Genomic DNA, 15460 nt, shown 5'->3' with positions numbered 1-15460 from the left:
GGTGGCTGATTATTTGCCGGGTCGGCCAGGTTGGCCTTGCCGGGAGTGCCGGGCTTATTGCCCTTTGAGGGCGTAAATGGCCGGAAGGTTGCGCCAGGCACCGTAGGCATCCATGCCGTAGCCGAAAACGAAGCGGTCCGGCACCGTCAGGGCGGTGAAGTCGGCCGCTACCGGCTTGTCCTTGCCGTTTTCCTTGTCCGCCACCACCGCCAGGTAGACAGCCTTGGCGCCCTGGTGCAGCAGGCGATCCTTTACCGCGGCCAGGGTGACGCCTTCGTCCAGAATGTCGTCCACCACCAGCACGGTGCGGTCCTTCACGCTGGTCCACGGCGCAGCGCGCCAGGACAGGGCGCCACCGGCCGTATCCTGGCCGTAGCGGGTGGCGTGCAGGTAATCGAAATCCGCCGGGAAAGGCAGACGGGCCATGAGCTGGCCGGCAAACATGATGCCGCCGGTCATCACACACAGCACCAGGGGATTACTCTCCCCCAGGCGTGCAGTGATTTCTCCGGCCACCCGGTCCACCGCGGCGGCGAGGGTTTCGGCGGAATGGATCAGCTCCGCCTGGGCCAGCATGTCGAGGGCTTCTTCGCGGCTTGCCATGGCGGGTTCCTTACTTGAGGGATTGCAGATAGGCGGCAAAAGCCGGCCCGACTTCGGGGTGGCGGCAGCCCAGGTCCACCGTCGCCTGCAGGTAGCCGAGCTTGGAGCCGCAATCGTAGCGGGTGCCGGCGTAACGGTAGGCCAGCACCTGCTCTTCCGCCAGCAGCGCGGCAATGCCGTCGGTGAGCTGAATCTCGCCGCCGGAGCCTTTGCCGATGCGTTCCAGGTGATGGAAGATGCGCGGCGTCAGGATATAGCGCCCGACCACCGCCAGGGTGGAAGGTGCCTCTTCGGGCTTGGGCTTTTCGACGATGGCGGCGATCTTCTCCAGGCGATCGGTGACCGGGCTGGCATCGACGATGCCGTAGCTCTTGGTGTCGGCCCGGGGCACGTTCTGCACCCCGAGGACGGAACAGTGGTGGTCGTCGAAGGTATCCACCATCTGCTTCATCACCGGCACGTCGCCGTCCAGCAGGTCATCGGCCAGGATCACGGCAAAGGGCTCGTCCTGCACCACCGGCTTGGCGCACAGCACGGCATGGCCCAGGCCCAGGGCCTCGGGCTGGCGGATGTAGATGCAGTTCATGGACTTGGGCAGCATGTCCTGCACGAACTTGAGCATTTCCGTCTTGCCCCGCTCCGCCAGTTCCTTCTCCAGCTCGTAGGCCTTGTCGAAGTGGTCTTCGATGGCCCGCTTGCTGCGGCCGGTGACGAAAATCATGTCAGTGATACCGGCGGCGCAGGCCTCTTCCACAGCGTACTGGATGAGGGGCTTGTCCACGATCGGCAGCATTTCCTTGGGGCTGGCCTTGGTGGCCGGCAGGAAGCGGGTTCCCAGGCCGGCCACGGGGAAGACGGCCTTACGCACTTTTTTCATCGGATCCTTCCTCATTCAGCAGATTCAGGAGGGCCGTCTCGTCGAGGACAGGCACCCCCAGCTTCAGGGCATTTTCCAGCTTGGAGCCGGCTTCCTCGCCGGCCACCACATAATCGGTCTTCTTCGACACCGAACCGCTGACCTTGCCGCCCTGGGCCTCGATGCGGGCCTTGGCCTCATCCCGCTTGAGGGTCGGCAGGGTGCCGGTGAGCACAAAAGTCATGCCGGCCAGGGGGCGAGGCCGGGCGGCTTCGGCTGGCAGGGCCGCCAGCAGTTCGCGGCGCAGGCTGGCCAGGGCGGTGAGCAGGGCCCGGTTGCCCTCCTCCGCCAGCCATTCGAGCACGGCGGCGGCCACTTCTGCCGGCAGGGCCGAAAGCTCCAGGCCGCCGGGGGCCAGGGCAGCCAGGCCTTCGCCTTCCGGTACCAGATCGGCCAGCTGGCGGGCCCGTACCGGCGTCAGGCGGGGAATGCCCAGGGCGCCGTAGAGTTCGGCCCAGCCGAGGCGGCCAGCCAGCTCGGGACTGGGTGCGTGCTCGTCGGCCGGGGCCACGCCGGCGGCCAGCAGCGCATCCACTGCGGCGCCGTTATGGGGCTCGGCGAAGAAATCGGCAATGGCAGTGGCGACGGTGGCACCAATATCCGGCAGGGCGGCCAGCAAGGGCGCCGGGGCCCGGCGCACCACGGCCAGGGAACCGAGCCAGTCGGCCAAAGTCTTGGCGGTGGATTCGCCGACGTGGCGAATACCCAGGGCAAAGAGCAGGCGGGCCAGGGGCGGCGTCTTGCTGGCGGCAATGCCGGCCAGCAAGTTTTCTGCCCAGCGGGTGGGGATCTGGCCCTGCTTCACCGTCTCCGGCGTGATGCCGTCCCGCTCGTCGGCGAGGCGCTTCATTTCCAGCAGATCCGGCAGGGTCAGGCGATAGAGATCGGCGACGCCATGGATCAGGTCGAATTCCACCAGCCGTTCCACGTAGCGGTCCCCCAGGCCCTCGATATCCATCATGCGGCGGCCGGCAAAGTGCAGGATGGCCTGGGTACGCTGGGCCCGGCAGGCAAAGCCGCCGGAACAGCGGGCCACGGCTTCGCCTGCTTCCTTCACCACATGGGAGCCGCATACCGGGCAGCTGCGGGGCATCTCGAAGGGCCGGGCATCGGCCGGCCGTCGCTCGGCCACCACGCTCACCACCTCGGGAATGACATCGCCGGCACGCCGCACGATGACGGTATCGCCAATGCAGATGCCGCCCTTGCGGACGATTTCATCCTCGTTATGCAGGGTGGCGTTGGTGACCGTGACGCCGCCGACGAAGACCGGCTCGAGACGGGCCACCGGCGTCAGGGCACCGGTGCGCCCCACCTGGATATCGATGGCCTGCACCCGGGTCAGGGCTTCCTGGGCGGGATACTTGTGGGCCACGGCCCAGCGCGGCTCCCGGGAGCGAAAACCCAGCCGCGCCTGCAAGTCGAGGGCATTGACCTTGTACACCACGCCGTCGATGTCAAAGGGCAGGCTGTCCCGCAGGGCGCCCATGCGGGCATGAAAATCGGCCAGGCCGTCGGCGCCCCGCACCACGGCCCGGTGCTCGCACACCGGCAGGCCGAAAGCGGCCAGGGCGTCGAGCAGGCCGGCATGGGTGGCGGGCACGGCCCAGCCTTCCACGGCACCAATGCCGTAGGCAAAGAAATTGAGGGGCCGGCTGGCGGCCACGTAGGGGTCCAGCTGGCGGATGCTGCCGGCAGCGCCGTTGCGTGGATTAACCAGGGTTTTCTCGCCCCGGGCCAGGGCCTTTTCGTTGTAGCGGGCCAGGTCGTCCCGGCGCATGTAGACCTCGCCCCGCACTTCCAGCAGGGGCGGTATGGGCCCAGCGTCACCCCGCAGGCGCAGGGGAATGCTGTGGACGGTGCGCAGGTTCTGGGTAACGTCTTCGCCAGTGGCGCCGTCGCCCCGGGTGGCGCCCTGCACCAGCAGGCCGTGTTCGTAGCGCAGGTTCACCGCCAGGCCGTCGAATTTAAGCTCGGCGGCGTATTCCACGGCGGTGGCGCCCTCCTCCAGTTCCAGCTCCTTGCGCACCCGGGCGTCAAAGTTGGCAGCGCCGCTGGGCGTGGTGTCCGTCTCCGTCTGAATGGAGAGCATGGGCACGGCGTGGGTGACGCTGGCAAAGGAGTCCAGGGCCTTGCCGCCAACCCGCTGGGTAGGGGAATCGGGGGAGCGCAGCTCGGGAAATTCGGCCTCAAGGCCCTGCAGTTCCCGGAACAGGCGGTCGTATTCCGCATCCGGCACCGTCGGGGCGTCGAGGACGTAGTAGGCGTGGTTGTGACGTTCCAGTTCGGCCCGCAACGCCTGCGCGCGGGCCTGGCTTGCTTCCGGCACGGCCATCAGGCGAACAGGCGCAGGGAAAGGGGGGCGCCGGCCACCAGGCCACGCTGGGCCATGACGCCCTGGTATTGCGCCACCTGCTTGCGGATCGGCTCCAGCAGGGCCTCCGTGAGGGGCTGGCGATTGTCGTCTACCACCACGCCGTGGAGGGAATCAGCAAAGCGCCGGGCCAGATCGCTCATCTGGTTGAAGACCCGGTCGCCGTTGGGCACCCGGGGCACATCCAGGAGGAAGGTCAAACCATGGCAGGATAGGCTTTTCATGGCCTCCACGGTAAAGGGCTGCTGGCCCTGGTGGCTGAGGGTGTACAGCACCCGGCCATCGTCATCGCGCCGTACGAAAGCGCCATCACCATCCAGCGCCATGCCAGCGGCTTCAGCCAGGGCACGAATCTTGGTTCCCGGGAAGAGCTGGCCCACGGCCACTACGTTGATGCCGATCTGGATGTCCACGTCGGCGCAGAAGCGATCCAGCTCGTAAGCGTCTTCCAGGGCGGCCTTGCGGGTTGGCAGGTCAGCCACGGCCATGAACTCCTCGGCCAGCTGGCGCATGGCGGTGTGGAAAATGGACAACTCGGCGTCGGAAATGGCGCCGCGGCGATCCGCCAGTTGCACGCCAATACGCAAGCGGCGGTACTCCTGGGGATTGCTGGAACTCATGACTTCCCACTCGCCGCTGCCTTCATTGAGGCCAACCCAGGTGATGCGCTTGGTGATGCGCAGCAGGGCGTCGCGCTGGGATTCGATGAACTGGCCGGCGGGAATGAAATCCACCGTTTCCAGGGCAACGATGTAATCGGCAGTAGCGGACAGCAGGAAGCTCGGCAGGGCCGGCGTCATCAGGCTGCGGGGTGCTTCCGCTTCGGTTGCAGCGACCGGAACTGCACTCGCCGCCAGTGGTGCAGCCACCGGCACGGGGTCATCCCAGGGGGCCAGTTCGGGCTGCACTGCCGGAGTACGGTTTTCTCCCAGCGGCGCGGGCTGATAGGCCGGTACGGCAACTTCCGGCGCGGTGGGCGCCGGCGCCGGAGGCGCGACTACTGCGGCCGGGGGTGCGGCGAACAGCGGTGCAGCCGGCTGGGGTTCCGGGTCGGCCAGGAAGGGGCGCAACGGTTCCAGGGGCGGTTCGTCATCCAGTGCCAGAACGGGCTCCAGACGTTCCTGAGCCTGGGGTTCCGGGTCCAGCATGGGTTCGCGACGCTGGCCGGGGCGAATGATTTGTCCGTTGGCATCACGCTGAATGAGTACGGCGTACTCCTCCTCGCCCCCCTCCGCTGCCCCAGACTCGACTTCTGGCGCGCTTGCGGCATCAAGCAGCACATCGTCGTCGGTGGGACGCAGCATCTGCTCGGCTACCTGCCGGTGCTTGCGTTCCTGCCACTTGTTGTAGGCCAGCACGCCGACCACGGCGACGCCGCCGAAAGCCAGCAGGCCCATGTGCAATTCGGTCATGGCTTTTCCTTGGTAATCATGCGGCCACCTGTTCGCGCATACGCAGGGCCTCGGCGATGTCCACTTCGACGACGCGGGAGACCCCGGATTCCTGCATGGTCACGCCCACCAGTTGCTGGGCCATTTCCATGGCGATCTTGTTGTGGCTGATGAACAAAAACTGGGTATTGGAGGACATGCGCTTGACCATGTCGGCAAAGCGCTCGGTATTCGAATCGTCAAGAGGCGCATCCACTTCGTCCAGCAGGCAGAAAGGCGCCGGGTTGAGCTGGAACATGGCGAAGACCAGGGCGATGGCCGTGAGGGCCTTTTCGCCACCGGAGAGCAGGTGGATGGTGGCGTTCTTCTTGCCCGGGGGCTGGGCGATGATCTGCACCCCGGAATCGAGGATTTCGTCGCCGGTCATGACCAGTCGGGCCTCGCCGCCGCCGAACAGGGTCGGGAAAAGCTCGCCGAAGTGGCGGTTCACCGTGTCGTAAGTGGCCTGGAGCAGGTCCCGGGTTTCCTTGTCGATGCGGCGGATGGCGTTTTCCAGGGTTTCCATGGCGGTGTTCAGGTCGTCCGCCTGAGCATCGAGGAATTCCTTGCGCTGCTTGGCCGCTTCCAGCTCTTCCAGGGCGGCCAGGTTGACCGCGCCGAGTTCGAGGATGGCCTTCTGCAGGCTGCCGATGGAGCCTTGTAGGGTACTGGCCTTGGTGCCGGCAAAGGCCTGGGCCTGTTCGGCCAGGATTTCCTCGTTGGCGCCGGCTTCCAGTAGCTGGGCGGTGAGCTGCTCCACATTGAGGGCGGCGGCCTGTTCCTTGAGGCGTAGTTCGCCCACCCGGTCACGCATGGGGTTCAGGCCCTGTTCGACCTTGAGGCGCTGTTCTTCCAGATGGCGCAGGGCCTGGGTGGCGTTTTCCAGGGCTTCCCGCTGATGGGCCAGGGCCTGCTCCCGCAGCACCCGCATTTCCAGGGCCTCCTGGAGCCGGGGTTCGAGGATTTCCACCTGCAGGTTGTCGTAGTTCTCCCGGCACTGGGCCAGGTCTTCCTGAATGCGGTTCTGCTGGCGCTGGGACATGGTCCGGTTGTTGGCCATCTCCGCCAGCTTGCTCTGGCATTCCCGCAGGGCGAACTGGGCCTCCCGCTGTTCCCGCTCGACGCCGGCCAGGGCTTCCCGCTCTTCGCGCAGGGCACGGTCGGCCTCTTCCAGGCGGGCGCGGACGCCGGCGAAGCGGGCATGGAGTTCGTCGAGGATTTCGCGCTGCACGGCAATGGCCTCGTCGGCCATGAACAGGCGTTCCTGCTCCACTTCCTCTTCCGCCGCCAGTTCGGTGGCGGCCTGTTCGATCTGGGCGTGGCGCTCCCGGATACGGTCGAGAATCTGGTTCTGCCGCAGCACTTCCATCTGCAGGGTGTGGATGCGGTCCTGCTGTTCCTGGGTGCGACGACGCAGGTTCTGGCTGTCGGCCTGGAGGTCGGTGATGCGGGCCTCCACTTCGGCCAGCTGGGCCTGCACGGTTTCCACTGCCAGTTGCTTGTCTTCGAGCACCGAAGCCAGGGATTCGATTTCCCGTTGCCGTTCCAGCAGGCCGTGTTCGGTGGAGTCGGGGGCGAACAGGGTGAGGCTGTGGCGGGTGACCAGATGGCCTTCCCGGGTCACCAGGGACTGGCCGGGGGCCAGGCTTTCGCGCCGCGGCAGCGCGGCTTCCAGGTTATCGACACCATCCACGCCGTGGAGCCAGTCGGCAATGACGCCGGCCAGGGTCGGCTCGTCGCAACGGATGCGGGCCAGGAGACCGCCGCTGGCCACCGGCGCGGCGCCGGAGAGCAGCAGGGTAAGCTTGCCGGCGGGTTTGTCGGCCACCAGGGCCGCCAAGGCTGTGGGGTCTTCTGCCGCCACGGCGTTGAGGCGTTCCCGCAGCACGGCTTCCACTGCGTCTTCCCAGCCAGCCTCCACGTGCAAGCGCTTCCACAGGGGCGTGCGGCCTTCGAGGCCGTGGCGACGCAGCCACTCGCCCACCTTGCCGCCGGACTGGACCCGGGCCTGCAATTGCTCCAGGGCGGCCCGACGGGCGCGCACGTCGGCCACGTCCTTCATGGCCTGCTGCACCTCGTTGAGCAGGTCGCGGCGGCGGGATTCGAGCTGGGGCAATTCGCCCTGGGCGGCGCCCAGCTTGTCCTGGAGGGCGATCAGGCGTTCCTTCTGCTCTTCCAGTTCCTCGGTTTTCAGGTCCAGTTCGCTGGTATCGGGCTCGGCCAGACTGTCCCGCTCCTGCTCCATGCGGTCCCGGCGCTGGGCGATGGTCTGCAGGGTGCGCTGGGCATGGCTGCGGTGGGTCTGTTCGACCTGCAGAACCTGCTCCACCTTGGCCATTTCATTGCGCTGCTGGTTGAGGGCTTCCTGGGCCGCCGCCTGGGCTTCTTCGGCCATGGGCAGGCGTTCCTGACGCGCTTCCAGCTTCATCTGGGCCTGCTCGAGGCGGGCTTCGGCCACCAGTTGCAGCTCGCGCCAGCGCTCCTCTTCCATGTCCAGGTTTTCGCCCTGCTCCTGCCAGTGCTGCTGCTCGCCTTCCAGCTGGGCAATGCGGGATTCCAGCTGCAGGCGGGATTCGCGCTGGTGGCGGATTTCGGTTTCCAGACGGGCGACGTCGGCATTGACCGTGAAGAGGTCGCTCTGGGCCTGGTGCACCCCGTCGCTGGCAGCGAAGTGGGCTTCCCGGGAGGCTTCCAGCTGAGCTTCGGTCTCCCGCAGGATGGCGGTCTGGCCTTCCAGGTCGGTGCCGGCCCGCTCGATTTCCAGGGCGAAACGCTGCTGCTCGGCCTTGGCCTCGTTACGCCGCAGCACCCACAGCACCTGCTGTTTCAGGGTCAGTTCGTCGTTCAGCTGGTGGTACTGGCGGGCCACGGCGGCCTGGGCTTCCAGGCGCTCCATCTGGCCGCCCAGTTCGAGGCGGATGTCTTCCACCCGCAGCAGGTTTTCCCGGGTGTCGGCCAGGCGGCCTTCGGTTTCCTTGCGCCGCTCCTTGTAGCGGGTGACGCCGGCGGCCTCTTCGAGGAACACCCGCAGCTCGTCGGGCTTGGCCTCGATGATGCGGGAGATCATGCCCTGGCCGATGATGGCGTAGGCTCGGGGGCCCAGGCCGGTGCCGAGGAAGAGATCGGTGATGTCCTTGCGCCGGACCTTGATGTTGTTGATCAGGTAGTCGGACTGGCCAGCCCGGGTCAGCACCCGCTTCACCGACAGTTCGGCGTACTGGCTCCACTGGCCCATGGCCCGGCCGAGGGAGTTGTCGAAGATCAGTTCGACGGAGGCGCGGGACACCGGCTTGCGGTTGGAGGAGCCGTTGAAGATGACGTCCTGCATGGACTCGCCGCGCAGTTCCGAGGCCTTGGATTCCCCCAGCACCCAGCGCACCGCGTCCATGATGTTGGACTTGCCGCAGCCGTTGGGGCCGACGACGCCCACCAGCTGCCCGGGCAGGGCCACCATGGTGGGATCGACGAAGGACTTGAAGCCGGCAAGTTTGAGCTTGGTCAGGCGCATCAGGGGGTCAGGCGGGGCGGAAAATCATCCAGGAGAAAAACACCGCAAAAAGCCAACCCTTCACGGCCGCATTCCCCCCGATTTTCCGGCATCCCGTTTTTCTTTCTGTCATTAAACGTCGCCTGGCGGAAAGGGCGCTGCAGGCACCCCCCGGAAATCCGCCGGCCAGGGCGCGTATAATAGCATTTTGCACCCTTCGGACGAACTACCCTGTCATGACCACCCAGCCTTCCAAGTCCCTGGAAACGTTCCCTAACCCGGCTCCGGAACGGGATTTCCACATTCACATGCAGATTCCCGAGTTTACCTGCCTGTGCCCGAAGACCGGCCAACCCGATTTCGCCACCCTGTACCTGGACTACATCCCCGACCAGACCTGCGTCGAACTGAAGAGCCTGAAGCTCTACATGTGGTCCTTCCGGGATGAAGGCTGCTTCCACGAAGCCGTCACCAACCGCATCCTGGACGACCTGGTACAGGCCACGGCCCCCCGCTACATGCGCCTCACCGCCAAGTTCTACGTGCGCGGCGGCATTTTCACCAACGTCGTCGCCGACTACCGCAAGGAAGGCTGGAACCCGGCGCCCCGCGTTGACCTCTCCGTTTTCGACACCAACTCCAACACCCGGGGCTGATCCATGACCGCAACTACACCCGCCACTCCCCTCAACGACGCCGACCTGGACCGCCTGGAAGCCCTGCTCGACGAGCCGGCCCTGGAAGATGCCCTGCGTCTGGACGAAATTCAGGGCTACCTCTGCGCCGCCCTGACCGGCCCGGTACCCATCCCCGAAGCCGACTGGCTGGCCGAAGTGCTGGGTAGCGACGAAGCCGCCGCCAGCCCCGCCGGCCAGGAACTGACCGGCCTGCTGCGCCGTTTTGCCGACGCCCAGGCCCAGCTGCTGGCCACCGGCGAGCCCCCCGTGCTGCTGCTCTACGGCCAGGAAGAAGGCGACGACGCCCCCAGCGATTTCTCACCCTGGTGTGCCGCCTACCTGCTGGGTGTGGATGCCGCACCGGAAGACTGGTTTGACGCCATCGCCGACGAAGAGGAACTGGAATGGCTGGACGAGCGCCTCTTCCCGTTCATGGTGCTGACTGGCGAAGCCGAAGCCGCTGCCCAGGAACACGGCGAAGAATGGCCCACCGGCCAGGAAAAGGCCGATCTGGAAAAGCAATGCCAGGACGATCTGCCCCTCGCCGTGGCCGAAATCCACCGCTTCTGGCAAGCCAAGCGGAATCCCGCCACCCTGCGCCGTGAAGGCGACAAGGTGGGTCGCAACGATCCCTGCCCCTGCGGCAGCGGCAAGAAGTACAAGGCCTGCTGCGGCAAGGACTAAGCAAACCCTCCGGGGGCCCTGCGCCCCTGGCCCATGAAAAATGGCAGGTCCCCAAGCGGGGCCTGCCATTTTTTTCGCCCCTTCCGTTGCAGTAAGGCTGGCGCTTATTGAGGAGGCCGTAGACCGGCCACGGTGGTCTGCCACAGCAGCCCGCCGCCGCGGTCAGTTGCGGGCATGGGAAAGCTTGAAGCTCTCCACCCCCTCGAAGGCGGCCAGCTCTTCCGCCAGCACGGCGATGGGGGCGCCACTGCCCTTGGCCAGGGCCACCGCCACGAAACGCCATTCGGCCATGCCCTGGTCGTAGCTGATGGCCAGGGAGCCGCCGGCCATTTCGTAGCCCCGGTCCCGGGCTGCCTGGGCCAATACTGTTTCCCGGGGAGTGAAACCCTCCCGAAAGCGCATGGTGATGGCCACCGCCGGGCGGGACGGCAACCAGGCCTCCAAGCGGGAAACGAACATCATGCAGCTGGCGGAAAGCAGGGCCAGCAGGATGGCCGCCGCATAGAAACCCACCCCTACCAGGATGCCGATGGCCGAGGAGGCCCAGATCGATGCCGCGGTGGTCAGGCCGCTGATGGAAAAGCCTTCCCGCATGATCACCCCGGCACCGAGAAAGCCGATGCCGGTGACCACACCCTGGATCACCCGGGTCGGATCACCCGTGCCTGGCAGGCTGGCCTGGCCGCCATACCAGGAGTTGGGATAACCGACGATCACCACCAACGCTGCCGAGGCCATGCAAACCAGGCCGTAGGTGCGCATCCCGGCGGCCCGGCCGTGGTAGGAACGCTCGTAGCCGACGATGAAACCAAGCAGCAGGGCGCCGAGCAGATTGACGAAAACCAGCAGGTTGGTAGCCACCTCGTTGGCGGACCAATACACCTTCAGGGCATCCGGGCTCAGGGGGGACATGGGAAACTCCTTACAGGGCGCGGCTTTCCAGCGAGCCGGTTACAATGACCGGATTCTACGCCGAAGCCGGATGCCCATGCCCGAAACCACCAGCCTGCCGCCTGATCTTTCCCAAGGAACCGCTCAAGGCGCCCTCGCGCCCTACGCCGACCTGACCCCCGATGCGGTGCTGGATGCCTTGGAAACCCTGGCGCTGGTGCCTGATGGCCGCCAACTGGCTCTCAACAGCTACGAGAACCGCGTGTACCAGGTCTGGCTGGATGAACCCGCCGACGGCCGCAACATCCTCGTAGCCAAGTTCTACCGCCCGGAGCGCTGGAGCGACGACGCCATCCTGGAGGAACACGCCTTCACCCGGGAGCTGGCCGGGCGCGAAATCCCCGTGGTACCGCCCCTGGAATTCGACGGCCGCACCCTGCACCGGGCCGGCAATCACCGCTTTGCCCTCTTTCCCCGCCACGGCGGCCGGGCGCCGGAACTGTCGGACCCGGACACCCTGGAATGGCTGGGCCGCTTCATCGCCCGCATCCACGCCGTCGGCGCCCTGGAAACCTACCGGGAACGGCCCACCCTGGACATCCACAGCTTCGGCGAGGCGCCCCGGGATTTTCTCCTGCAATCCCCCTTTCTTCCGCCGGAACTGCGCAACGCCTGGGAAGGCACGGTGAACGTGGCCCTGGAAGGCGTCCGCCGCTGCTTCGAACGGGCCGGGCCGGTGGCCCAGCTGCGCCTGCACGGCGACTGCCACATGGGCAACGTGCTGTGGACCGATGCCGGCCCCCATTTCGTGGACTTCGACGACAGCCGCCTCGGGCCGGCCATTCAGGACCTGTGGATGCTGCTTTCCGGTGACCGCCAGGAGCAGCAGCGGCAATTGGACGAGGTGCTGGCGGGCTACCGGGATTTCATGGATTTTGATCCGCGGGAACTGCATCTGGTGGAAGCCCTGCGCACCCTGCGCCTGATCCACTACAGCGGCTGGCTGGCCCGCCGTTGGGACGACCCGGCCTTTCCCGCCGCCTTCCCCTGGTTCGGCAGCCCGCGCTACTGGGAAGAACGCATCCTGGAATTGAAGGAACAGATCGCCCTGATGGATGAAGGCCCCCTGGAGCTGTTCGGCTGACCCTGCCGAGCGGGCGGCCCAGCAGCCCCCCGCCCTGGGGGCAGCGCCATGCCAACATCCTGCCGGTGTTAAGCTGCCGCCATTCCAAATCACGCCTGCCACACCGCTACATTGTCATGACCCGAACCAAACACTGGCTCTCCGCCCTTCTCATTCTGGCCCTTGCCCTGGCTGCACTCGCCGTGGGGGGTCTCCATTTCGGCGCGCGCTTGCTCAAAGACCAGGTGCAGCAGGCCCTGGGCAACACTAGCGAAATCGGGGAAATCCGCCTGGCCTGGGATCAGGTGGAAATCCGGGGGCTGCGGCTCAAGGCGCCCCAGGGCTGGCCGGTGGAAGACACCCTGCGGGCCGAGCGCATCATCATTCGCCCAGACCTGCGCAGCCTGCTTGGCCCGAGCATCCGGGTGGCCTCGATCCGCATCGAAGGCGCCTATCTGTCCGCCCTGCGCACGCCGGAAGGCAAGCTGCGGGTGGTGCCCAGCCTGCTGGAACGCCCGACCGCGGCAGAAGACAAGAAGAGCGCTCCGCCTCGGGTGGAAATCGGCCGCATCGAGCTGACCGGCGCGGCGCTGGAGTTTTTCGACACCACCGTGCGCAAGCCGGCCCTCAAGCTGCGCCTGGAACAACTCGATGCCACGGTGCAAGACCTGGTGGTGCCGGATCTCAACGGCCGTACCAAGCTGCAGCTGGCCGGCCTGCTCAAGGGCGTGCGCCAGGATGGCCGCATCGCCGTGCAAGGCTGGATGGACCTTGCCACCCAGGATTCGGACCTCAGCACCACCCTGCGTCAGGTGGATCTGGTCGCCCTGCAACCCTATCTGATCAAGGCCGCCGAAACCGGCGTCAAGAAGGGCAGCCTGGATCTGGACCTGCACGCCGTGGTCAAGGACCACCGGCTGAAGGCCCCGGGCACCCTGGTGCTCAACGGCCTGGAACTGGACACCTCGGGCAGCACCTTCATGGGCATGCCGCGCCAGGCGGTGCTGGGGCTGCTGAAGGACAAGAACGGGCGCATCGACATCAAGTTCGTCCTCGAGGGCAACCTGAAAGACCCCCAGTTCCACCTCAACGAAAGCTTTGCCACCAAGATCGGCGCCTCCATCGCCGACACTTTCGGCATCAGCATCGAGGGCCTGGCCAAGGGCGTCGGCACTGTCGGCCGCAAAACCATGGAAGCCGCAGGCAGCGCCGCCCAGGGCGTCGGCAAGGCCCTCAAGGGCTTGTTCAGCCAGTAATTCGACGGGAATCAGGCAAGTATCCGGCAAAAATCCGCAACGGGGAGAGCGAGTCAGGGCTTGGGCCCCGCGCCCATTTTCCGCGGCCCCGAGTGGCAGTATCGCGGCGACTTCTGCCCACCACTCCCATCCAATACCAAGCCACGCCTTGCCAGAACGGGAAACGGCGGAGAAAATGCTGAACGCATATTTCCCCAATAAAGGCCGCCATGTCCCGCTCCGCCGCTTTCCGCCGTCGTGCCCTCCCCTGGCTTTTCTGCCTGCTGCCCCTCGGTGCCTCAGCCGCCGACGAACTGCTGCGGGAAGACAGCGGCCGCCTGTCCCTCGATTTTGCCGAGCAAATGCTCAATGACCGCAGCCGCTACGGCTACCGCAAGCTGCAGGAGCTGGCCATGGCCCTGGACAAGGCCAGCCGCGAAAGCAGCGCCGATGAGCGCCTGCTACTGCTGACCGCCCGGGCGCAACTGGCCATCTTTGGTTCCCGGGGGCAGCACCGGGCCACCCAGTTGCTCGACCAGGTGCTGCAGAAAAATCCCCGCCACCCCTATGCCCTGGTCCTGCGCGGCACCAGCGAAGCCCTGGACAACTGCCCTCCCTGTGCCCGCCGCAGCCTGGACGAAGCCCAGCGCCTGGCGCCGGAGGAGCCGGAAGTGCTGGAGGCCCTGGGCCACTTCAACGTGCGTGAAGGCTGGCGCATCCGTTCCGCCGCCAATGCCGCCCGGCGCGAAGACAAGGGCCAGGACTACTACGGCAAGGCCCTGGAATTCTTCGAACGGGCGGTCAAGGTGCAGCCTTCCCCGGTGCGCCGGGCCGGCATCCTGGCCAACGTTTTCGAAATCCAGAGCTACCGCAAGCACTACGGTCAGGCCGACCTGACCATGCGCAAGGCCATTCAGGCCATGCCCGACAGCCCGGACCTGCGGGAACGCTACGCCAACTTCCTCATCTACCGCCGCGGCGACTGGGTCAATGGCGCCCTGCAAGCCCGGGAAGCCCTGCTGCAGCGGGGCTCCGACCAGGCCAAGATCACCGAGGCCCTGGCCCTCTACATGCTCTGGAGCAAGAGTTACGAGAGCGCCCGCAACCAGCCCGGCAAGGCGGAAGACACGGCCCGACAACTCGATGCTGCCCGCAAGGCCTGGCCGGATACCGACGAAATCTTCCTCTACGCCACCTCTGCCGAAAGCACTGCCCCCATTGCCCGGGCCATGCTCCAGGCCGGCCTCTACACCTCGGCCAAGGGCGATTACCGGGACAAGGATGGCGACACGCCCCTGGGCAATGCCATCCTCAACTACGGCCGCGGCCTGGCCGGCGACGAGGCCCGGGAGGAAGACGACAAAAAGGACTTCACCGCCCTGCTGGCCCTCATCGACCAGCTTCTGGCCGATGGCGCCAACCCCAACGCCCACACCAGCCAGGGCGACACCCTGCTGGGAGCGGCAGTCCGTACCGGGGACAGCGCCCTCTTCCAGCGCCTGCTCAAGGCCGGCGCCAACCCCCATCAGCCGGGCCGCCTCGGCGTCACACCCCTGATGGCGGCAGCCAGCCTGCCCGATGCCGAGAAGGGCCGGCTGATGGCCGCCCAGTTGCTGGAACGGGGCGTGGACATCCACTTCTACGACCGTCCCAAGCGCAACGCCCTCATGTACGCCGCCGGCAGCGGCAATACCGGCCTGATGGCCGAGCTGCTGAAGCGGGGTGCCCGCCCGGCGGAGAAGGACGAAGACGGCAACACGGCCCTGGACTGGGCAGCCAGCGCCGGCCATACCAAGGCGGCGGAACTGCTGCTGGCCGCGGGCGCCGAGGTCACCGCCCATGAAACCGCCTGCGGCAATTCCGATTCCGCCGACTACGCCCGTTCCGGCGGCCACGAGGATCTGGCCCGCCTGCTGCGCAGCAAGCGCAAGTCCTCCTTGTAAGCCAGCCGCCGGAAATGGGGCCCGGCAACCCCACTCCGGCAACCGGCAATGCCCCGGCCGCTCATGTCGGCCCTGATGGTCGGTTCGTCAGCAACGC

11 protein-coding genes are annotated in these 15460 nt (G+C 66.6%); 5 read left to right on the top strand and 6 right to left on the bottom strand.

Going from position 1 to position 15460, the window contains the following annotated elements:
• Nucleotides 1-54: 54 nt before the first annotated feature.
• Genes AZSI13_RS06000 through smc form a run of 5 tightly spaced genes read right to left on the bottom strand, consistent with a single transcriptional unit; the run spans nt 55 to nt 8831 of the window.
• A complete protein-coding gene (locus tag AZSI13_RS06000; RefSeq protein ID WP_109040269.1) occupies nt 55-603 on the bottom strand; it encodes a hypoxanthine-guanine phosphoribosyltransferase in 549 nt (182 codons plus the stop codon).
• Between the two features lie 10 nt (nt 604-613).
• Entirely contained in the window at nt 614-1480 is an 867-nt protein-coding gene (galU, locus tag AZSI13_RS05995; RefSeq protein WP_109040268.1) for a UTP--glucose-1-phosphate uridylyltransferase GalU, read from the bottom strand.
• A complete protein-coding gene (ligA, locus tag AZSI13_RS05990) occupies nt 1464-3854 on the bottom strand; it encodes an NAD-dependent DNA ligase LigA (protein ID WP_109040267.1) in 2391 nt (796 codons plus the stop codon). The genes galU and ligA overlap by 17 nt, the downstream gene beginning before the upstream one ends.
• Nucleotides 3854-5305 (bottom strand): cell division protein ZipA C-terminal FtsZ-binding domain-containing protein, encoded by a 1452-nt coding sequence (locus AZSI13_RS05985; RefSeq protein WP_109040266.1) that lies wholly within the window; start codon nt 5303-5305, stop codon nt 3854-3856. Before AZSI13_RS05985 ends, ligA begins: the two co-directional genes overlap by 1 nt.
• Nucleotides 5306-5321: 16 nt before the next feature.
• Nucleotides 5322-8831, bottom strand: a complete 3510-nt coding sequence (gene smc, locus AZSI13_RS05980; RefSeq protein ID WP_109040265.1) for a chromosome segregation protein SMC — start codon at nt 8829-8831, stop codon at nt 5322-5324.
• A gap of 215 nt (nt 8832-9046) precedes the next feature.
• Here smc and queF point away from each other — a divergent pair, with 215 nt between their 5' ends.
• Together queF and AZSI13_RS05970 are read left to right on the top strand one after the other, a co-directional pair.
• Nucleotides 9047-9466 (top strand): preQ(1) synthase, encoded by a 420-nt coding sequence (queF, locus tag AZSI13_RS05975; RefSeq protein WP_109040264.1) that lies wholly within the window; start codon nt 9047-9049, stop codon nt 9464-9466.
• Nucleotides 9467-9469: 3 nt separating this feature from the next.
• Nucleotides 9470-10171, top strand: a complete 702-nt coding sequence (locus AZSI13_RS05970; RefSeq protein ID WP_109040263.1) for a YecA family protein — start codon at nt 9470-9472, stop codon at nt 10169-10171.
• Between the two features lie 162 nt (nt 10172-10333).
• Here the strand turns inward: AZSI13_RS05970 and AZSI13_RS05965 are convergent, their stop codons facing one another.
• A complete protein-coding gene (locus AZSI13_RS05965; RefSeq protein WP_109040262.1) occupies nt 10334-11083 on the bottom strand; it encodes an MgtC/SapB family protein in 750 nt (249 codons plus the stop codon).
• Between the two features lie 76 nt (nt 11084-11159).
• Here AZSI13_RS05965 and AZSI13_RS05960 point away from each other — a divergent pair, with 76 nt between their 5' ends.
• From AZSI13_RS05960 to AZSI13_RS05950, 3 genes are all read left to right on the top strand, one after another.
• Entirely contained in the window at nt 11160-12206 is a 1047-nt protein-coding gene (locus AZSI13_RS05960; RefSeq protein ID WP_109040331.1) for a serine/threonine protein kinase, read from the top strand.
• A gap of 116 nt (nt 12207-12322) precedes the next feature.
• Complete coding sequence (locus AZSI13_RS05955) at nt 12323-13441, top strand: DUF748 domain-containing protein (RefSeq protein WP_109040261.1); 1119 nt, start codon at nt 12323-12325, stop codon at nt 13439-13441.
• 209 nt (nt 13442-13650) lie between these two features.
• Entirely contained in the window at nt 13651-15363 is a 1713-nt protein-coding gene (locus AZSI13_RS05950; protein WP_109040260.1) for an ankyrin repeat domain-containing protein, read from the top strand.
• Nucleotides 15364-15460 lie beyond the last annotated feature (97 nt).

This window comes from Azospira sp. I13, from assembly GCF_003112695.1.
GTDB lineage: Bacteria > Pseudomonadota > Gammaproteobacteria > Burkholderiales > Rhodocyclaceae > Azospira.
The sequence above is the reverse complement of the archived record's forward strand: the minus strand, read 5'-3'. Positions and strand labels throughout refer to the sequence as shown.